This window comes from Oxynema aestuarii AP17 (genome assembly GCF_012295525.1).
GTDB classification, from domain to species: domain Bacteria; phylum Cyanobacteriota; class Cyanobacteriia; order Cyanobacteriales; family Laspinemataceae; genus Oxynema; species Oxynema aestuarii.
The window spans coordinates 137,412-158,897 of record NZ_CP051167.1 but is presented as its reverse complement, the minus strand read 5'-3'; the positions used below and the strand labels follow the sequence as shown (position 1 = coordinate 158,897).

Annotated in this window: 12 protein-coding genes, 1 tRNA gene and 1 pseudogene; 4 read left to right on the top strand and 10 right to left on the bottom strand. The window is 52.7% G+C overall.

Annotation, left to right across the window (positions count from 1 at the left end):
* The first annotated feature begins 34 nt into the window (after window positions 1–34).
* Window positions 35–7,861, top strand: a complete 7,827-nt coding sequence (locus HCG48_RS00670) for a CHAT domain-containing protein (protein ID WP_168567442.1) — start codon at window positions 35–37, stop codon at window positions 7,859–7,861.
* 15 nt (window positions 7,862–7,876) lie between these two features.
* On the opposite strand, the gene HCG48_RS00665 is transcribed toward HCG48_RS00670, so the two are convergent.
* The 4 genes from HCG48_RS00665 to HCG48_RS00645 all read right to left on the bottom strand — a co-directional run bounded on the left by HCG48_RS00665 (window position 7,877) and on the right by HCG48_RS00645 (window position 11,076).
* On the bottom strand, window positions 7,877–8,443 hold the full coding sequence (locus HCG48_RS00665; protein WP_168567441.1) for a Uma2 family endonuclease: 567 nt from the start codon (window positions 8,441–8,443) through the stop codon (window positions 7,877–7,879).
* 143 nt (window positions 8,444–8,586) lie between these two features.
* Window positions 8,587–8,660: transfer RNA gene (locus tag HCG48_RS00660), tRNA-Pro, on the bottom strand.
* 657 nt (window positions 8,661–9,317) lie between these two features.
* A complete protein-coding gene (locus HCG48_RS00650) occupies window positions 9,318–10,106 on the bottom strand; it encodes a hypothetical protein (RefSeq protein WP_168567440.1) in 789 nt (262 codons plus the stop codon).
* Window positions 10,107–10,440: 334 nt separating this feature from the next.
* Window positions 10,441–11,076: a hypothetical protein gene (locus HCG48_RS00645; protein ID WP_168567439.1), complete on the bottom strand. Its 636-nt coding sequence runs from the start codon at window positions 11,074–11,076 to the stop codon at window positions 10,441–10,443.
* Between the two features lie 21 nt (window positions 11,077–11,097).
* On the opposite strand from HCG48_RS00645, the gene HCG48_RS00640 reads away from it, so the two are divergent.
* Window positions 11,098–11,235, top strand: a complete 138-nt coding sequence (locus tag HCG48_RS00640) for a hypothetical protein (protein ID WP_168567438.1) — start codon at window positions 11,098–11,100, stop codon at window positions 11,233–11,235.
* Between the two features lie 20 nt (window positions 11,236–11,255).
* On the opposite strand, the gene HCG48_RS00635 is transcribed toward HCG48_RS00640, so the two are convergent.
* Window positions 11,256–11,480, bottom strand: a complete 225-nt coding sequence (locus HCG48_RS00635) for a DNA-directed RNA polymerase subunit omega (protein ID WP_168567437.1) — start codon at window positions 11,478–11,480, stop codon at window positions 11,256–11,258.
* 228 nt (window positions 11,481–11,708) lie between these two features.
* On the opposite strand from HCG48_RS00635, the gene HCG48_RS00630 reads away from it, so the two are divergent.
* A complete protein-coding gene (locus HCG48_RS00630; protein ID WP_168567436.1) occupies window positions 11,709–12,425 on the top strand; it encodes a GDSL-type esterase/lipase family protein in 717 nt (238 codons plus the stop codon).
* On the opposite strand, the gene HCG48_RS26350 is transcribed toward HCG48_RS00630, so the two are convergent.
* A complete protein-coding gene (locus HCG48_RS26350; RefSeq protein WP_281362060.1) occupies window positions 12,390–12,515 on the bottom strand; it encodes a hypothetical protein in 126 nt (41 codons plus the stop codon). The genes HCG48_RS00630 and HCG48_RS26350 overlap by 36 nt on opposite strands.
* Window positions 12,516–14,469: 1,954 nt before the next feature.
* On the opposite strand from HCG48_RS26350, the gene HCG48_RS00625 reads away from it, so the two are divergent.
* Window positions 14,470–17,034: a CHAT domain-containing protein gene (locus tag HCG48_RS00625; protein ID WP_168567435.1), complete on the top strand. Its 2,565-nt coding sequence runs from the start codon at window positions 14,470–14,472 to the stop codon at window positions 17,032–17,034.
* Here the strand turns inward: HCG48_RS00625 and HCG48_RS00620 are convergent.
* The 4 genes and pseudogenes from HCG48_RS00620 to wecB form a co-directional block, all read right to left on the bottom strand.
* A complete protein-coding gene (locus HCG48_RS00620; RefSeq protein WP_168567434.1) occupies window positions 17,031–17,561 on the bottom strand; it encodes a hypothetical protein in 531 nt (176 codons plus the stop codon). The genes HCG48_RS00625 and HCG48_RS00620 overlap by 4 nt on opposite strands.
* 223 nt (window positions 17,562–17,784) lie before the next feature.
* A pseudogene (locus tag HCG48_RS26730) lies at window positions 17,785–18,927 on the bottom strand (RNA-guided endonuclease InsQ/TnpB family protein).
* Window positions 18,928–19,128: 201 nt separating this feature from the next.
* Entirely contained in the window at window positions 19,129–20,256 is a 1,128-nt protein-coding gene (locus HCG48_RS00610; protein ID WP_168571667.1) for a D-alanine--D-alanine ligase family protein, read from the bottom strand.
* A 45-nt stretch (window positions 20,257–20,301) separates the two neighbouring features.
* On the bottom strand, window positions 20,302–21,453 hold the full coding sequence (gene wecB / locus HCG48_RS00605; RefSeq protein ID WP_168567433.1) for a non-hydrolyzing UDP-N-acetylglucosamine 2-epimerase: 1,152 nt from the start codon (window positions 21,451–21,453) through the stop codon (window positions 20,302–20,304).
* Window positions 21,454–21,486 lie beyond the last annotated feature (33 nt).

Below are 21,486 nucleotides of genomic sequence, written 5' to 3'. Positions count from 1 at the left end.
TCTTTTTAGCTTATTGTATCCCAGCCTTACCATTTTGATAGCGAATTCGCCAGCGATCGCCCAGTCGATCGTCCCGGCGGCGGATGGTACGGGAACCGCCGTAACGCCAGAGGGAAACCGCTATGAAATTACGGGAGGACGGCGATCGGAGGATGGAACTAACTTATTTCACTCCTTCCAAGACTTCGGACTCGATACGGGGGAAATAGCCAACTTTCAAACCTTACCAGAAATTGAAAACATTTTAGGACGAGTGACCGGAGGACAAGTCTCTTTCATTGACGGTTTAATCCAAGTTTCTGGGGGGTCGTCTAACCTGTTTTTAACCAATCCCGCCGGGATCGTTTTCGGACCCGATGCCCGTTTAAACGTTCCCGGAGACTTTACGGCGACGACGGCGAGCAAAATTGGTTTTGAAACGGGTTGGTTTGACGTTTGGGGCGCCAATAATTACGCGGATTTAGTCGGTACGCCGACAGCGTTTTTTTTCGACCCATTCCCTCGGGCGATCGCCAATTTTGGACAGTTGAGTGTTCCAGAAGGTCACCAACTCGGTTTATTGGCGGGCGCAATTGTCAACGCAGGGATTTTGTCGGCGCCCGGGGGAGAAATTACCCTAGTCGCCGTTCCCGGAGAAAGTACGATTCGACTGACTCAACCGGGACATTTACTCAGTTTAGAAATAGATGGAAATGGGTTAGGCGAGTTGGGGGCGACGGATGTCCCGAAATTGTTGAGTGGGGGTGGAAGTCACGCCAGTCAAATGACGGTCAATCCCGACGGAACGATCGCCTTAACCGGATCGGGAATCACGATCGATCGCGGCGATCTGGCGATCGCTCCCCCTTCGCCGAATCCCGAGTCGGTTGCTATTTTATCTCACAATAGCCGTTTCGATGCCCGTCATCACTTGATTTTAGAGAGTGCGAACCTACAAAGTACGGGCGATCTGAGCTTGAGGGCGGGGGATACCTTGCGAATGCGCGATCGCGCTACGGATCCGGCGATCGTGCAAAGTGGCGGAGTGCTTTTACTGCAAGGCGATCGCGCGATCGACCTGGCGATTTTGAACCATCCCGACAGTGGCTTATTTTCCGGCGGCGATTCGATCGTGCGATCGCCCAATCCCGTGGGAGGGGACGCCCATTACTCCACAGGCGGCAATTTCCGCATCGAACGCCCCGACGGCAATTTAGGCAGCTTATTCAGTCCTCAAGACCCGATCGTTCGTGCGAGTGGCGATGTGAGTTTCGAGAGTTATACGGGTGCATCTTTACATATTTTGGCCGGGGGAAGCGTGACCATTACCGGAGGCGTCACGATTAACGGAACCGATACCGCCGCCAACTCCCTTCAGGAAAACGTCACTCTCTCCGACGGAACCACCGTCGTCGCCATCGATGGGAGTACGCAAGCGACCCTCGACATTCGCGCCGGAACCACCGCTTATGGAACCCCGGGTCTGACCCCCGCCACTCCACCCGGGTTTACGCCGGGACCTCCGGGAACCGGGGGAACGGGAACGAGTGCGAATATCGCGATCGGAGATATTACGATTAACAATGGTGGACAAGCTTTTTTAACTAATCAATATTTTCCCGATCTTTCCCTTCCCGGCGGGTCAATTTCGACCGGACAAATTACGGCGGGTCAAGGTGGGGTAACTTTGGACGGGCGCAATGGAATTGCGATCGGTTCCATCGCAGATCCTGCGGGAATTCAAACACCTGCAACCATCGGAATTGGGGGCGATATTCGTTTGTTGAATCAAACGGCGAATATTACAGTAACGGGTAATCTTGATAGTTCTAGTGAAACTGGGGGTGGAAATCTTACAGTTATTAGTAATAACGGCAAAATCACAACAGCTACAATTGATGCATCTTCTGGATCGGTGGGAAATGGTGGGGCAATTTCCCTATATGCTACTCAGGATATTGTTATAGAACAGCTTTTTACTGTAGGAAAAAATAGTGGTGGAACGATTGAAATTACCAGTGATGGAACTGTTACGATAACCTCGATTGATGCATCATCCATGTCGGGAACGGGTGGCGCGATCGCCCTGACCACAAATGGTAATATTACGGCAACCGACTATCTAGATACTTCCGGTTCAACTGGGGCGGGAAATATTGAAATTACCAGTAATAATGGGGATATTTCCTTGGGTAGCTTCAATACAACTACCTCAGATGGTCTGGGTGGTTCGATTAATGTGAGTGCAAATAATGGCAACATTTCTAGCGGTTTAATTGAAACTGGACCATTAGATCTGAATGGAGAAGTTCGTCTCGAAGCGACAGACGGAATTACCCTCGATGGTTCTGAAGATCTTGCCTTACAAATTGTCACCCCAGATGGTGGAGTTCCGGAAGGGTTGCTATCTGTAAATGCCGACAGCGATGGTGACGGAGTGGGTGATTTTTCCACTCAAGGAGATGACATTCAAGCTGAAGCCGTCGATATTGATATTTCTGGTGCGAATGTCACCACTGGGGCGATCGATACTTCTACGTTATCGTTCCTAACTGATGGGGGAAATATCAAAATTACGGCAACTCATGGCAATTTAAACGTTGGCGATCTCGATTCCAGTTCTAGTAATCAATATGAAGAAGCGGGAAACGGTGGTGACATCGTTTTAACGGCGATCGCTGGCAATATTGACACGATAAATATTACCTCGATGTCTGAGTCGGAAGGAGATGCCAATAATGCTGGAAATATTACCTTAACTGCCGAGAATGGCGATATTACAACTAGCCTAGGAAATCTGAATGCATCTTCTTATGGGGGTGTGAATTCAGGAAATGGTGGCAAGATCGAGCTGACGGCTACGAATGGGGCGATCGCGGTGATGGATCTCGATTCTAGTTCCGAAGCTTATCAAAATGCTGGAAATGGGGGAGAAATTCGCATCAGTGCTACCAATGGCTTGAATCTTATGGCTGATGTCGAATCTTTTTCTCACGGACAACTCGAAGCAGGAAATGGAGGAGATATAACGTTAACTACGGTTGACGGTGATATTAATCTTTGGTCATCGATTCGATCGACTTCCGACTCGGAAGGAATGGCGGGAAGTGGGGGTGCGATCGCGTTAACTGCAACTAATAGCAGTATTATCAACCTGTCGGAGTTTCCTCCAGACAAACAATTAGATTCCTCAGTTTTTGCTGAAGGCGATGCGTTCGACGGCGGAAATATTACAATTTCTGCCACGAATGGAGTTGTCCGTCTCGGAGGGATTGACAGTCATGCAGAAAGCTTTTTAGGAATAGCGAATAATGGGGGAAATATCGACATTACGGCAACCGATGGAATTACGATTGATGGAAGTTTAAATAGTTCGGCAGTGAGTACGGATAGTACGACAGGTTCGGGAGGAAGTATTAATTTAGAGGCGATCGCGGGAGCAATAAATATCGAAAAGATCGATAGTTCTTCAACGACCGGAACCGGAGGGACGATCGCTTTAAGCGCTAACGCAGATATTTCAACCCAAGAACTGTTAACCTACAGCCCAGCAGAAGCGGGAGATGTTAAAATTACTAGCAATAATGGCGGGATTACCACGACTTGGATCGATGCTTTTTCCGAGTCGGGAACCGGAGGCGCGATCGCCTTGAACGCCTATGGAGATATTTTAACCGAACAAATCGCAAGTTACGGCGAAATAAGCGGTGGGACTGTCGAAATTGATAGCGATAATGGCACGCTAACAACCCTTTTAATCGAATCGTTTTCTAACTCGGGAACCGGAGGGGCGATCGCCTTAAGCGCCTATGGAGATATGGCAACTGAAAACATTGCCGCCTATGGAGAAACAAGCGGTGGCAATGTCGAAATGACTAGCGATAATGGCACGGTAAATACTGGATGGATTGAAACATTTTCAGTGGCAGGAACGGGCGGCAATCTCATTATTAATTCTGCCAACAATTTACAAACCGATTATCTTTCTACTTCTGGAGAAATCGGCAGTGGTTCGATTACAATAACCAGCGATCGGGGCAATCTGACAACAGGCGAAATTGATACCTCTTCCTGGTCTTCAGGAACCGGAGGGGCGATCGCCCTAGATGCAGCCAATACCTTAACCATTAACGGCCCGATCGCCGCTAACAATAACGCCAATCTGACCCTGACGGGCAACGAAATCGACCTCAACGGCGGCATCGCTTCCATACAAAGTGCGGGTGGAACCCTGTTAATTCAACCCCACGACGGCGATCGCGCCATCCACATCAACCCTACTGCCAACCTTCCCGATGCTCTCACGTTGACGACCGCAGATTTAGAGGCGATCGCCGATGGTTTTGCCAATCTGACCGTGGGACGCAGCGACGGAAGCGGCGCGATCGCGATCGCCCTCAATGGCGTGACGTTCGCCGATCCGACTCGCTTGCAATCTCCCTCGGGAACCATTTCGATCGATGGATTTCTCGCAGGAATCGACGACGCCAGCTTGACCTTAAACGCGGCTGAAATTACCCTCAATAGCAACCTTCGCACGGAAGACCAAAATATCACCCTCGGACGATCCGATGCGACAATAACCTTACAAAATAATATCACGATCGCCACCGGAAGCGGAAACGCCGACATCGAGCTAACGGGAGCCTTGCAGGGGTCTCACAATTTGACCTTACAAGCGGGAACGGGGGATCTTTCCCTCGCCATCACTCCCGGCAATTCGCCATTAGGCATGTTGCGCGCCTACAGTAGCGGAACCACCCGCTTAAACGGCGAGATTCGCGCCGCCGAACTCAGTACGGACAGTCCGGGACAAACCGAACTCGCCGCAACGATCGCCACGACCGGAACCGCCGGACAAACCTATAACGATCGCGTGGACTTAACCGGAAATACGATCTTACAAACCTCTGGGGGCGACCTGCGCTTTGCGCGCAATCTCGACGGTCACGCCGATCTCACTCTAGATGCGGGAGTCGGTAATATTACCTTTACAGGTCGGGTGGGCGCGAGTACACCTTTGGGCAAGGTGACCGTCGCCAGCGTCGCCGATCTGACGGCGTTTGAGACGATCGCCGCCGACACGTTTATACAACAAGCCGGAACGGGCAACAGTCAATTCAATGCGATCGCCACCGCCGATCGCCTCGCCATCGACACCGACGGCGCGATCGCGATCGCCGAAATTGTCACCGATGGGGGTTCGGTCAGTTTAAACAGTCGAAGCGATGCGGTGTCCCTCTCCGGGGCGATCGATACCCGCAATCCAAGTGGCGGCGGGGCCGTGGCGATCGCCGCAGGTTCCGAAATTATCGCTCGTGAGGTGATAACATCCAGTAGCGAGGGCGACGGCGGCAACGTCACGATGACCGCTTCCGAGAGCATTTCGACCGGGGAGATCGACACCCGCGCCTTAAGCGGATCGCCTGGAAACGCCGGGGGGATAACCCTGACGGCGACGGGAGAAAGTAGCAGGATAGCTACCGGAGATTTAACGGCAAGTGCGGATAGTGGCGATGGCGGCGATGTTGCTCTCACGGCTCAAATCGAGACTGCAAGCGGGGCGATCGATACCCATTCCGTGTCCGGCGATGCGGGATCGGTGGCGATCGATCCGGAGAATGTGAGAGTCGAATCGATTCGGGCGGAAAGTCAGACCGGACGCGGTGGCAATATTGAAATTGTGGCGTCCGATTCGTTGCAAGTGACCGGAACCTTTACCGCCATTGACGGGACGATCGCCAGTCTGTCCTCTCAAGGGGGGGCGGCGAGTGGCGCGATCGCGATCGCTCACGGCGGCGACGCCAACGGACCGTTTATTATCGGCGATGCCAGCCAAAATGGAACAGCCGGAGCCATTTTAGCCGGATCTGACCCGGGCGATCGCATTTTACCGCCGTTCTCGATTCCTTTCCCGCCCGCCAACTTTACACGCGGTCAAATTGGGATAACCAGTTCGGCGCTACTTCCTCCGGAACCGGAACCGGAACCCGAACCGGAACCCGAACCCGAACCACAACCGGAACCGCAACCGCAACCGCAACCGCAACCCCAACCGCAACCGCAACCGCAACCGCAACCCCAACCGCAACCGGAACCGGAACCACAACCACAACCGCAACCGCAACCGCAACCCGAAATTCAACCGATCGCGATCGCGCCAACTGGGGAAATCGTTCCCCCAAGTTCTCCTGTAGAAGCGCAAGACGTCAAACCAGAAGCACCGAAAACCTTAGAACCGATCGCGATCGCGCCAACTGGGGCAATTTTCCAACCTACAGCGTTTCTTGAGTTCCCAACGGATAATCTCAGTCCCACCGATCCAGATTCACCGATCCCCCCCACGGTCCCACCAGACCATACCAACGGTCCGGATATTCCTCAAGCAACGATCGCCCCATCAGTCAGTCCCCCCGCAATTTCCCCAACGACCATCGAAGATCCGCCACAGGATCCAACCCCCGAACTCGTCAATCAAATCCTCACTGGGGTCAGGAACAACTCATCGCCGATCGCCTTTCCCCAAGCTAGCGAAGTGACCCTAGGGTTGCAAGGCGAAACCCCGAACCAGCAATCCTCAGACGAGGAACCTTCCGAACTGCTTATTCCACAAGCATCGTCAGAGGTTGAAGTCGATCCGGGAATGGCCGAAATCGATCGCGCCTTTAGTGCAGAAGTGATGCAATATTTCGGCTATCCTCAAGCCAGCAGTCCCCAAACTCCCACGGTCAGTTTGCCGCAAGCGCGTAATATCCTGCACCGCATCGAAGACGCCACCGGGGTTAAACCTGCGTTAATTTACGTTAACTTCGTCCCGTCCTACGTCGGTGCCGATCCGGGGACGGACGAGTTAGATTTGGTTTTAGTCACCACCGACGGAAAAGCCGTGCGATCGCGCGTTGGCGTGACGCGATCGCAAGTTCTGGCGACAACTGAACGCTTGCAAGCAGAAATTACCAACGTCCGCAAGCGTCAGAGTAACAGTTATTTAGAACCCTCGCGACAACTTTACAACTGGATTATCGATCCGTTAACGGCGGAATTAGACGCAAGGGCGATCGATAACTTAGTTTTTATTATGGATTCCGGTTTGCGATCGCTCCCACTCGCCGCTTTACACGACGGCAATAACTTTATCCTCGAACGCTACAGCGTCGCCCTGATGCCCAGTTTGAGCTTGACCGATACCCGCTACGGAACGGTCAAAGGGACGCAAGTTTTGGCAATGGGGGCATCTATTTTCGCCGATCAAAACGCCCTACCTGCAGTTCCGACCGAGTTACGGGCGATCGCCACCGAGTTATGGTCCGGTCACTATTACCTCAACGAACAATTTACCCTGGAAAATCTCAAGAACAAACGACAACAAGGACGTTTCGGCGCCATTCACCTGTCCACCCACGGTCAATTTTCTGCCGGGGAACCGGGGGATTCTTATATCCAGTTGTGGGATACAAAATTAGGCTTAGACCAATTACGCGAATTGGGATGGAACGATCCCCCAGTCGAACTGCTCGTCCTCAGTGCCTGTCGCACCGCTCTCGGCGACGAACGGGCAGAATTGGGTTTTGCGGGGTTGGCATTCCAAGCCGGGGTTAAAACCGCCGTGGCATCCCTCTGGTACGTCAGCGATGAAGGCACGTTAGGATTGATGACGGAGTTTTACCGTCAGTTAGACTTGGCGCCGATTAAAGCGGAAGCCCTGCGGCGCGCCCAATTGGCGATGATTCGCGGCGAGGTTCGCATCGAAAACGGTCAGTTAGTCGGGACTGGCGAATTGGGTCAGTTACCGTTACCCGAGGAAATTGCCGATCGCGGCGATCGCCTCCTGTCCCATCCTTATTATTGGTCGGCGTTCACGACCATTGGCAATCCCTGGTAGGCGCGATCTCGCCGCCTATTGCGGTAAAAACAGTTCTGACAGTGAAATATCGAGCCATGGGAACGCCAGAGAACAAACCGAATCGCTAGCAGTTAAAATTGCCTCAGAACTGTAGCCGCGATCGTTGGGGTTTCGTAAAATATAGGCTTGTTGGCGGTTTACATCTAAAATCCAATATTCGCGGATTCTAGCCCGAGCGTACACCAATGCCTTAATCTCGCGATCTTTACGTAATGTGGTGTCGGCAATTTCGATCGCCCAAAAGATATCCTCAACTCCGGGATGGCGATCGCCATATGCATTGGCATCGAGGCGAACGATCGCAATATCTGGCTCGGGTTCCGAGTTGGGTAAAAGCGTAATCGGCAGTTGGGTGCGGACATCGGCCAGATTGTCTAAAAGGCGATCGAGATATCGGGAGGCTCGACGGGTGGTTGCTGCATGGGGAGGTTCTTGAGGACTCATTTGTAAAATAGATCCAGACAGCAACTCAACCCGCTCGTCAGATGTCAAAATGCCCGCTTGTAACATCTGATGATATTCGTCTACGGTCCAGGTTCGTGCTTGTGTTGAACTCGACATTTGAATGACCTAGCGCCTCACCTACAGCATCACGATCGCGCCATAGTTCGATTTTACTTCCATCCTCGGACTCTCATTACCCCGCGATCGAAGAAGGGAAGCAAACCATAAAAGTCTGCTTCCCTTCTTTTTAGTGCTGAAAGTCGGAGCGGCGGGATTTGAACCCACGACCCCTACCACCCCAAGGTAGTGCGCTACCAAACTGCGCTACGCCCCGTCAGCCATTGCTAATCGTAGCATAAGGTCGAGGATCGAACAACCCCCATTTGGCAAAATTGTAGAAATCATCGGAACCAGGGAGATTGAGGGGGCTATAAAACCCCATCCTCAACAACGAGCGAGTCGTCCAGACTCGTGACCTCGATCTTGCTATAGCCTCTCGAAAACAGCATCACCAGAGAAACTACCAGATTGACGGTGGCGGTGGCCAAAGACCGGGCCGTTGAAAGTTTACTGCACAGTGGCAATCCTTTTGTTCGCAATATCCTGCCCGAAGGCAAAGTTAACCCGATTATGAAACAGTTTTTTCAGCCGTTTGCTGCTAGGGAAGACTCGTCATGGGGACACAATTCTAATGACTCCGTTGCGAAAAGAGACTCGTTTACTTGGCAAATCTAAACTAATATATTTAGCCCAAGTCATGTTAGTAATGGTGGTAATGCGATCGCTTTTTTGTGTTCCAATACTTAACATTTTAAATGAAGGAGATACAGTGACTTTTATTCTTTACTAATTTTAGTTTAGATTGCGCGAAGTTGCTATATTTAAGAACCCCGGTTTCTGGCTGCAAATTTTAACTTTGCTGTCTCAGCAGGTCAGAAACTGGGGTTCTAAAGCTTTACTACTTTACCGTAATGCTCCTAAAGTTATACGGTTATTCATCTTCCTTGACACAGAGTTTTCCGTAGGTCGTTACTTGTCCGTCCGTCGTGCTAGCAAAATACGCAAAAATCCGGCAATAGATACCTTCTTCTCGAAATTGCCAATCGTACATCAGCGTTTCAACTGGCCATGTCGGTTCTCCTAATTCCCGTCTAATGTATTGTAAAGCCGCTTGAGCGTTCATTCCTAGTTCTAAGCGTTCTTGTAGCTGCTTAAACTCAGTCGGAGCGGCTATAATACCGTCACACCCGTCATTTTCTCTACAATCTATGGATTCGCCAATGGTCAAATCCTCCAACTCGTTATTTGAAAATGTGGCGCTTAACGTAGAAGTATTCTCAGCTATCCAAGTGTATGAAGAAGATAGATAATCTAGTTTTCCCGGACGACCGATGAGGGTAGCAATATCATCGTATGTCATATCAGGATCGAGTTGTTGGTAATACTCTGAAACATGGGCGCTGAGCGAAGTTTCTTCATCAGCAGTGAGAAGCGGGAAATCTGATGGGTCTGGGTTTAAGGAACAGTATTGGGCTTTTTGTTTCTCACTCAAACCTGTAGTAGAAAGTTGTTGGAGGCGATCGCGATATTCTGCCAATGTATTCTGACTGTTCGGATAATCTAGCATTGCATTATCAAGAATCGCGATCGCGCCGTCCCAATCTTCGCTACAAATAGCCTGATTCAGTTGGTCAGTACTATCCTGGGCTTGACTGGGTAAGCCCATCAAACTCGCCAGACTTCCCAGTAAAATACCGCTACAGACTTGTTTCCAGTTCATTATTGCGTTTTTAGTAATTGATAGTTTTGCCAGCTACAACCGTGAGAACGTCTATTCTGCGATCGCCCAAGATTCAAGACGATAATTCGTAACTATTCAGAGGGTACTGGCAGGAGAGAAGGAGACTGACTACGTAAAGCCTGAATTAAAAACCCGATCGACTGACAAAAGTTGAGTGGGAGGGGCTAAAGGTGTTGCGACAAGAGGATTGAGGCGCCTAGGGAGAAAAAAGGGGAGCCAGCATTGTAAGCTTTATACTATTTTTATACAAACTCGATCTCTCTCATGATTTTTGAACCGTCAAACCCACGCCAGCAAAGGAGTTCGCCCCACCCTAGAGTTTGAGCAAATCTGCATCGCCGGGTTTGGGAAGCGGTGGCGGACCGGAAGGACGAGTCGGGGTGGAGGTCGCCTCCCTAGAGGGAGTCGATCGCGAATTGGCTTCCACCAGTTTGTTGTAATTCGGATTAAAGATATTGACCAACACCGAGATCAACTGCTCCCGTTCTTGGCGGTTGAGTTGGCTGAGAATGGCGCGATCGCCTGCCAACGGGTTTTCCTCTAAATCGAGATGACCCGGGTAGTTCTCCGGATCGATCGCCTCGTTGGCGCCGAGATAGTCCGCTAAGGTCAACTTCCAATCCAGGCGAAACATCGGCAGCCGATTTTTGACAAACACGTGATAGGAAATCAACCGACCCACTAGGGTATTTTTGTCATCGACTTCCCCGGTTTCGCGATCGATATAGTCGTTCCCCTGGGGAAATTCCGGCAATTGCTCGTAAACGCGCGGCCACACGATGCGCGGATTGATCTGGCGGCGCCAGTCCGCCTCTGGCTCTTGCCCCACGGCGACCGGGATCGATCCGGGTAAAACGCTTGAGCCCAAGCCGAGAAACAATCCGATCGCGATCGCCCACCTCGTCCGTCGGCGCCAGGCGATCGCCGTTCGATCCCGATTGGAGTACATCTCAGGGATATTCGATCTTTCTTGGTTCATTGCGATCCTTCCCAAACGATTGCTGCGATCGCGGGGGTGGCGATCGCCGATTTTCGCTTAAAACTGCACGGTGGGACGCTCTTGGGATCCGGCGAGATCCCGGACCGAGCGCCCCGCCGCCGGAGTTAACCCCCCAATTTATTCATCCTTCAATCGCCGATAATTTCCGGTTGGGTTAACTCTTCCGACATCTCTAAAATCGCCCGCATCACGGGTTTGACCGTCGGATCGTCCATATCAAAATCTTCATAACGCCGACGCTTCGCGCGATTGGCCACTTGCACCGTAATCCGGTAGCGATTAGATGCAGCATCGATCAGGTCTTCAGCCCGACGCATCAACGGAGTCGTATCAACTGTAGGACGTTTGTGCATAAGTATTTGCCATTTGCAAGGTACTGTCTAGTTTACCAAAGCAAGCCAGTATCCCCCATTGGCGGCACTGCGATCGCCCCCTAACAATTTCGTGGCGGTTTCTCCAGTTGCACCGCCATAATACACGTAACTGCTTATATATTTCAAAAAGATTTGTTAGTTTTTATTTCGATTGTTATAGTTATGTAAAAACTCTTTACATTCATCCGAGCCGAGAAAGACTCAACTATGCAGGTTTTAGAACGCTCTGAGAAACAGGTCATTGCCGCCAAACTCTGTCAGCCACTTAAAATCGTCGCACTTGGAGATAGTATTATCTACGGCTTTGGCGATCCGGTCGGCGGGGGTTGGGTCGAACGGTTGCGCCGTCATTGGATGGAACCGGGGAGTGCGGGTCACGTGCTTTACAACTTGGGGGTTCGCGGCGATCGCGCCGCCCAAGTCGCCCAACGCCTCGAACAAGAATTTCGCCATCGCGGCGAACTGCGCAATCAAGTCCCGGATTTAATCGTACTATCCGTCGGCGTCAACGATTCTGCCCGTCTGGGTCATCTCAACGGGCGAAACTTCACCGATTTTGACCGATTCAGTCACGATATCGAGCGCTTACTCGATCGCGCCTCCAGTCTCTGCCCGGTATTAGTCGTCGGCATGGTTCCCGTAGACGAAGGAAAAATGCCCTTTTCCGACTGCTTGTTCTTCAATCACGACGATCAATATCGCTACAAAGAACGAACCCGTCAGGCGTGTGCGGCGCGTCAAATTCCCTATTTAGATATTTTTGAACGCTGGTACGATCGCGGTTCGGACTGGTACAGCTCCCGCATCGGCGAGGACGGACTGCATCCCAACGTTTGCGGTTATCAAGATTTGCTCGCAGAGGTCCTTGATTGGGACGCTTTCCACCGTTCAACCGCAGGCGATCGCCGGAGTGGCGCCCAGTAAAATCCACAGCCACGCCAGCAGTCCGACGGCGAGGATCGTGAGGAACCAGCGTAGTAGTTTTGTTAAATTTTGGGACATCCAAAGTTTCATCGCCTTTCCTCATTTTCCAGCCATTTTAGATCGGCGTTCGCTGAGGGGTTAGACCCCTCATTCGTGGGGCAAACAAAAAACCCAGAAATCGTTCAGTTTGTGAGTTGACCGCGACGGGAGCGATCGCGTTGCGAAAGAAGGTAGCCAAATGGGAGAGTGGCACGCGATCGCCCGAGTTTATTTCCGTCAAAATTGTTCCGATCGACCAGCTTAAAAATCTCTGTAAAGGGGCAGAGTTAGCTACGACAACGAGAAACGCGATCCGGCGTGGGGGAAGTCTTTTCATCTCGTCAGGACGCCCTAACATGCCGTTAGAAAGAGCGGCAGTAAGGGCGGCGATCGCGACAGCGAAACAGGTTTAAATGTTTGCCAAATTCGAGCGAGTTTCAATCGGCTTGAGACCGTTTTAAATCCCTCATCTTAGAGCCGGGCGATCGCGCGGAAAGAAAGCGAGTAAATAGGCGCGATCGCCACGATCCTTTCCATCTTTTTAGCCCCAGTAAAAACGAAGAATTTCGGGCAAAAAAAATCCGGCTCTCGCGAGCCGGAAAACGTCAATCAGGGTGCATCTACCACTGTAATCTACTCAACTGGACTACCCGATCCGGAAAATTTGCTGCTAGAATAGCGGCTAGCTAGATCCCTCGAAGCAGTTCTGTAAGGCGTCAGCAAGGGTATAGAGCGGGGTGCAAGCGATCCTCGTCGGCGCCGCAAGAGAAGAAAGAACCGAGTTGAATCTAGCCGTCTACCGAGGAATCACAACATTCCTCATCGAATCCTAGGGGTGGATACAAGGGTGCTAGGAGCGTCTGCCCAGGGTGTGTTAAAACTCGAACAAATCATGGGTGCATGGAATCTGGGAAACGTCAGTTAGGGTGAATGCGCCCTCGCGGAGGAACACAGCCTGACATCGGGCTTTTGATATGGCAAAAAAAAACCCGGCACCCCAGGAGCCGGGAAGATGAATCAAGGTGCATCTACCACTACAGAGTTCTTTTAAAAGAGAACTCGATCCGGAGTATCGGAAACTTTTTTAAGTCCGTTAGCGATCGTCGATATTTTCCAAGATAGAGAGGAAAACGAACGGCGATCGCACCCGAACCGCATCCGAGAGGGCAAAAAAAAACCCGACTCAGAGGAGCCGGGGAACGTCAATCAGGGTGCATCTACCATTTCACCTTTCGATAACTCATCGCTCAATCCGGAAAGTTCGCCAACTGATTTGCTATTTCCCGAAACCATGACCCGAAAGGGGCGATCGCAAAAACTTCAAGAAATCAGACAATTCAATCGAGATCTGTTGCCATCCGGATCGTCAGGCAAGCCGTTCGTGAATAAGGTTATGGTGAAAAAATTTTCCTTTTCCGGTAACTTTTTCAGCACGAATGCGTCTGAAGATCGAGAAGGTGCAATCGAGGTTCTCAAAAACCCAGCACCTTGCCAACCTAACTCCTCCGAAGGGAACGAACAGTAACCCGATCTTCTTACAAAGAAAGAAAAGGTAAACCCGCGAACTTCCCAACTTTTGGAGGGAGAAAAGGAGGAAATCAGCCTCTTAAATACCAAGTCATCGAATGGCCGTCCTTCGAGAAGAGAAATTCAGGGAGACGAGGGTAAAATTGTCGTCGGGGATATGACGATTTAAAACTTCAAACCCGGGCGATCGACGGCTCAGTCGAACCCCTTGCCAAAAAAACATCTACGAATCGAAAACGACAGAACTGGAGCGACGGTACCGCGATGCGCCTCCGGCGTCGCCGTGCGAAGGCACCAGAGGTCTGTTTGAGAACTGGCCGACTCAGAAAATTCTCACGTTCGGGGTGTAGACAATAATTAATACACAGATCGGACAGGTCACGATCGACGTCGAGCAACAGATTTCGGAGTGAATATCGATTCGGGGTGCGAACGAACCCAAGACCATTTGAGGAGCGAGCAGGAGTGCAGTAAAGCTGTGACCCATCAATTTGAGGAATTACATATTTCCGTAACCCCGTTCGGGGAGGATCGATTTTTAGTCCGCACGGAACACTCGCCCAAAGGCGTGCTTCCGGCTGAAGAACAAGTGATCTGGCCTGTAGAACAATGGTTGCAAGAAGCCGCCTACCTGATGGACGATCCCCTCGTCGGCTTGCTGCGGCGCGGGGTCGTCGGTCCGGTGAGGGAAAAGCGATCGACGCGAAACGTCCGAGGGGGACAATCAGAGGGATACCCCTCGATCTCCGGGATGGGGCGATCGCGAAGCGTCTCCCCAGGAGAATCGCGTAGCGACTCCCCAGGAGTATCGCCCAACCTCGTCGATTTCGGGCAGCAATTGTACGAGCAATTGTTTCAAGGTAGCTTGCGCGATCGCCTCAGTAACGCCCAGGCGATCGCTCACAACCGAGGCAACCTGTTGCGATTGCGCTTGGGCGTCAAAGGGGACAAACTGCCGCGTCTGCCGTGGGAAGTCCTCCACGAAGACCTCCGACCGATCGCCACCGGGAAAGATATCGTCTTTTCGCGCTATCAACCCAACTGCGCCTCTCTCAATCTCCCCCATCCCACGGGAGAACCCTTGAGAATCTTAATGGTACTCTCGGCGCCGACCGACCGCGACAACCTCGCGCTCAAACAAGAAGCCATGCACCTGCGCGAGGAATTGCAAAAACAGTGGCGCGGCGGCACCCCCGGACGGGGCAAACCGCCAAAAATCGAGCTGACCCTATTAGAACAACCGAATCGGGAAAAACTCACCCAAGCTTTAGAACAAAACCAATATCAAGTCTTTCACTACTCCGGACATAGCACCGTCGCCGCAGGTGGGGGACAACTTTACCTCGTCAACGATAAAACAGGCTTGACCGAATTTTTAAGCGGGGACGACTTAGCCGGATTGCTGGTCAACAACGGCATTCGCATGGCCGTCTTCAACTCCTGTCGGGGATCCCACAGTGCCACCGACTTAGAACTCGGCAACGGCAGCGAAGGGCGCACCCTCGCCGAAGTCCTCGTCCGGCGCGGCATTCCCGGCGTCTTGGCGATGGCGGAACGGATTCCCGATAACGTTGCCCTGATTTTGACCCGCTTGTTCTATCGCAATATCAAACAAGGTTATCCCGTCGATTTGAGTCTGAATCGGGCGCGACAGGGGTTGATCTCGACCTACGGTTCCGGCCAACTGTATTGGGCCTTGCCCGTGCTGTACCTGCATCCCGAGTTTGACGGCTATCTGGTCTCCCAGAACGGCAGCGAGACCACGGGAAGCGATGAGCCTCTCAAAAAACGACCAACGGCGGCAAGAAAGACCCCCGAGGAGGTAACCTCACCACCGATGTCCGGGCTGGTCTTGAAAGACGAGGACGATCGCGACGAGCTGGCGCCCCCAGAATACGACGACGCCGATCTCGAACTGGAAGAAGAGGAAGATTTAGAAGCGGTGTATCGGGATCTGGCCAAAGAGGACGACGAATCCGCCGCCGACATCCAGAATTTATTTCGGGAAATTGCCGTCGTTTCCGGTAGTGAGGGGAAAGCTGCCGCAGTCGCTCCGGCGCCAACGCCGAAGGAACCGGAGCCAAAGCGCCCGCGTCCCGCACTCTCTTGGCGCGGGTGCCAGCCTTCGTTTTGGAAGTCGAAAGGGGTTGCCACGATCGCCTCGTTGGGGGTGCTGGCGATCGCCCTGGTCGGGGGCTGGACTGCCTACAAACAGGGGAATGGCAGCGAACCGCAACCGGGCGAGTTCCTCCCCTACGAACAGCTCGACTTACCCCAACACTTCTCCCCGGAATTGGTGCAAGCCAACCTCTCTACTGCACCGAGTGGGGACATCGCCGGATTGGCGATCGAGCAGTTCAATCGGGGTCAAGTGTTGGAGGCTCAAGCGGCGATCGAGGAACTGCTCAAACCCGAACGCAGCGCCCTCGTTCATGCCAGCGCCGTCTTAGCCGGGGTACCGTCCGAGCAACAAGACCAACCGGGGATCAACTTCCTGCGCGGTCGTCTGGCGTGGCAGTCGTTGCACGTGGGCGATTCCAAATACAGCTTGGACGACGTGCGCCGTTATTGGCAACGGGCCGTGGAACAACAACCTCAATCCCCGGTTTATCGTAATGCTTTAGCCTTTGCGTACTATGCCGACGGCCAACTCCAACAGGCGCAGAGCAATTGGTTTGAAGCGCTCAAGTCCCTTAAAAGCTCACCCGTGGACACCACCCCGGTTAACCAAGGGGGTCAGCCGACCGTCGCTTTGACGGCAACCGGGGCGATAACCGCTCCCTTAGAAAGTCCCGAAGCCCTCACCGCTTATGCCGGGTTGGCGTTAGTAGAGATGAAATTAGCCCGAACTCAATCGCTACCCCACCAAGAGAAGCGGTTGAGTCAGGCTATAGAACAGCGTCAATATATCCTGTCTACACAGCCTACGGCCTTCCAGCCGGACGCTCTCGGGAAAAATTGGATGTGGCCGGAACAAGCGGTGCAAGATTGGCGATCGCTGTTGCAATTGCAACAGAAAGCGGCAGCCAACCCGGGGAATTAAGAACCCGATCGCGACGGGTCGTTTCCCTGCAACCATCGGGAGACGACCAAGGAACCGCCCGCACAACCGACGGCGATCGCCCCGAACAGCCACGGCGGTAAATCCTGCTGGGTTTCCACCGGACTCGGAGCGATCGCCCCAGCCGTCGGTTCGGTAAAACGGGGATTAATCAACATCGCCGCCGCCACCGCCGCACTCAGCACGCACGCCACCCACAACCCGGTCCAGTACACCCAACCGTGGTGGACCAACAGGTGCAACATCACCGACGGACGGGAACGACGGGGGCGCGGTCGCGGCGATCGCTCGGCGACGGGGAAGCCGTATCGCCTCGGTGGGACGAACGAGCGCAGGCGCTGCACTTGCCGCTCTTGCATCGGCGTCAACTGGGTGGCGATCGCCGGGGGGGTTCGGGGCGAAGACTCGGGGGGAACAAAACGGCGCAATCGTTCCAGTTGGCGGCGATCTTTGGCTCCAGGTAGGTGAGATTGGCGAATCGCCCCTACCGAGCGAACGCTTGTTTTCAAGGGCTTAACCGATCTCGAATACACGCTCTTCCTCTCCTTATTCGATTCGCGGCACGATCGCCCCCGCCGATCGAGGCGATTGGCGAAGCGCCCCTACCGAGCGGAAATTTTGCTGGGGTCTTGCCAATCTTATCAAAAACCGCTCTCTAAAACTTACTCAAACTTAAGTGTATGATGTTTAGTTCCTAGCTTGGATCTTCCGAGACCTTTCCATCACGCTTGCTTACACGGCTGAACTCTCCGCGTTTTCCAAATTAATTGCCGCATTTAAGTCACGATCTATGGAGACGTGACAGCTCGGACAATCATACTGTCTTTTGTCCAGGGGCATTTTTTGTTGGTGTCCGCAGTTGGAACAGATCTGCGAACTGGGATACCACGGGTCAATCAGCGTTAATTTGCTCCCGTACCACTCGCATTTATACTCAAGCTGACGACGGAATTGATAAAACCGGAATTGATAAAACCCACCATCCGCAATCGCACCAGCCAGCTTGTGATTTTTGAGCATCCCTGACACATTTAAGTCTTCAATTTCCCCTTTCCCCTTTTCACTTTTCACTTTTCACTTTTTACTTCGCCGTGGTTCTTGGCTAAGTAAGTTGTTAACTTGTGTAGATGGTCGGCTCTAATATCGGCGATGCGTCGGTGGGTCTTAGCTAACTTGAGTTGCGTTTTTTCTCGGTTTTTACCTCCTTTTTGACGGCAACTTAGTTCTTTCTGGAGTTTGGCTAGTTTTTTCTGAGCCTGACGATAAGCTTTCGGATTGGGATAGGTTTTACTATCGCTCAGAGTGGCGAGAGTTTTAATTCCTACATCTACCCCAATCCGCTCTCTATCCCCCCTTCGCCCCCCTTTCAAAGGGGGGTTGGGGGGATGGTTCAAAATCAATTTTGAAGGCAATATACCAGTCCCCTGCTCGTTTACTTATGGTGACGTTTTTAGGATGGACTGGCGGTAACTGTTCGTGGCTTTTTACCCAAGCGATCCGAGGTAGCTTCACCCAATCACCGGAAACTTTAATGCTTCCTTCCAGGTAAAAACTATCTTTGACCTTCTTTTTCTTAAACTTGGGAAAACCTGTTCCGTTGACTTGCCCAACTCGCTTAAACGCTTTATTTAGGTTTCGCAACGCTTCTTGAGGGCTACATTTAGAGACTTCATAGTACCAAGGATTCTGACTTTTCACCTCGGCGACTCATCTTTTGTGTAAGTCTATGGCGGTTGGCAGTTTACCTCCGGCTTCTAATGTTTCCTTACAGGTAGCGAGTCCCCAATTCCAAGCGTGTCGAGCAACTCCTGCGTGTTTCGCCATCAGCGTTCGTTGTCGGTTATTTAAGTCTAGCTTGGTCTTAAAGCCTTTCACTGACTTTTTTAACTTCTCAACAATCTTTTTGTTCGGCTAACTTCAGCTACCATAAAGACGAGCAGAAAACAATGGAGATGGTGAAATCCGCGATTTTTGCGACTTCAGTCCTTCTAAACTTACTCAAATTCTTATTTTAGCATAAAAAGTGAGTAAGTTTAAGAGAATTTAGGGAGAAATTTAAACCCTGTTTTTAACCCCTTATTTGAGGGAGCGATTCTCCTCGGCAGACGTTGCGCGATCGCCCGATGACGCCGACTCGGGCAGCCCTTCCCCGTGCCGTTCCAGTGCCAATCGGATCAGGCGATCGACCAACTGGGGAAAACTCACCCCGGACGCCCCCCACAGTTGCGGATACATACTCAACGCCGTAAACCCGGGCAACGTATTGATCTCGTTAATCAACACCTCTCCCGTCGCTTCCACGTAGAAAAAATCCACCCGGGACAGTCCCGCCGCATCCACGGCCAAAAACGCCCGGATTGCCATCTCCCGCAGCCGTTCGGCCACCTCTGCCGGAAGTTCTGCCGGAATTGCCAAATTTGCCCGTCCGTCGGTGTATTTGGTCTCGTAATCGTAGAAATCGCTGTTAAAACTAATCTCGCCGACGACGGAGGCTTGCGCTCGATCGTTGCCCAACACCGCACATTCGACCTCTCGGGCCGTCACCCCCGCCTCGACGATGATGCGACGGTCGTAACTGGCGGCATTGTCCAGGGCGGTTTCGAGTTCGGCGCGCGATCGCGCCTTAGAAATCCCCACCGACGATCCCAAATTGGCAGGTTTGACAAAATAAGGATAATCCCCTAACTGCGCTTCGATGTCATCGCACAATGTCGGAAACACGCAAGGATTGGACCAGATTTGCGATCGCGTCACGCCGACATAGTTCACCTGAGCCAATCCCGCCTCGGCGAAGGCGGTCTTCATCATCAACTTATCCATCCCCACCGCAGATCCCAAGACGCCACTGCCCACAAACGGCACCCGCATCAAGCTCAACAGCCCTTGAATCGTGCCGTCTTCGCCATTGGGACCGTGGAGGATCGGAAACCAAACGTCGATCGAAGCGGTTTCCGGGGGAAACTGCCACAAAGCTGCCGCCGAGATCCCTTGCACCGCCAGGGCTTCCCCGGAGTCGAGGACTTGACGGGAGACCTCGGGGGAATGCCAACATCCCTCTTTATCGATATAAAAAGGAATCGTCTCGTACTGGGTCGCGTTCGACTCCTCCGCCAGGGCTCGGGCGATCGCCCGTCCCGAGACGATCGAAACCTCGTGTTCTCCAGAACGCCCGCCAAACAGCAGACCGACTCGCAATTTTGCCATCATTCAAACCTCTCACTCTCAATTTTATTCCTACACTGGATCGGTCTATTTATCCGCGTCGGTTCCGCCGATCACATCCGACGCACTCCGAAAATAATCGCCGACAATCTTTAAAATCCGTTCGGAGGCGCGACCGTCGCCGAAGGGATTGACCGCCATCGCCATCGTTTCGTAAGCGTCGCGGCGGTCGAGCAAGGTGGCGGCTTCGGTGGCGACGCGATCGCCGTTCGTTCCCACCAGCTTCGCCGTTCCCGCTTCGATCGCCTCCGGTCGTTCCGTCGTCTCGCGCAACACTAAAACGGGTTTTCCCAAGGCGGGGGCTTCTTCTTGCAAGCCGCCCGAATCGGTCAATAACAAGTAACAGCGCGCGATCGCCCCGACTAACTCGGCATAATCTAACGGTTCGACCAGAAACGCCCTCGGATGCTCGCCCAATAACCCTTGTAGCGGTTCGCGTACCGTCGGATTGCGGTGGAGGGGCAGCAACAGGGCCGTATCCGGGAAGCGCTCTAAAATTTGTAAAAACCCTCGGGCGATTTCTCGTAACGGGTCCCCCCAATTTTCGCGGCGGTGGACTGTCGCCAACAACACCCGATGGGCGGACCAGTCCAATCCCGGAACCTCGCACGGGGGCTGGCGATCGGCGACGGAGAGCAACGCATCGATCACCGTATTTCCAGTCTGGTGGATGGTTCCAGTCACCCCGGACCTTTGCAAGTTTTCCACGGCCCGCGCGGTCGGTGCAAAATGGAGTTGAGCGAGTTGGGAAATCAGGCGCCGATTGGCTTCTTCCGGATAGGGATCGAACAGGTGGTTGGTTCTCAATCCCGCCTCGACGTGACCGACGGGAATTTGACGGTAAAAGGCGGCTAAGGCGGCGGCGAAGGCGGTGGTGGTATCCCCTTGGACGATGACGAGATCCGGGGGATCTGCCTCGAAAAAGCGCTCTAACCCTTGCAAGCTGCGACAGGTAATGTCGGTCAGGGTCTGTCGGGGTTGCATGATCGCCAAGTCGCACTCGGCGCTGAGGTCGAACAGGTCCATCACTTGGGCGACCATTTCCCGATGCTGACCCGTTAACACCACCCGAACGTCAAAGGTGGGCGATCGCCGGAACGCTTGAATGACCGGAGCTAATTTAATCGCTTCGGGACGAGTTCCCAAAACAATACAGACACGGGTAGCGGGATTGACCATCGGATTCGACCGCAGACAGCAAAGGACACGGGC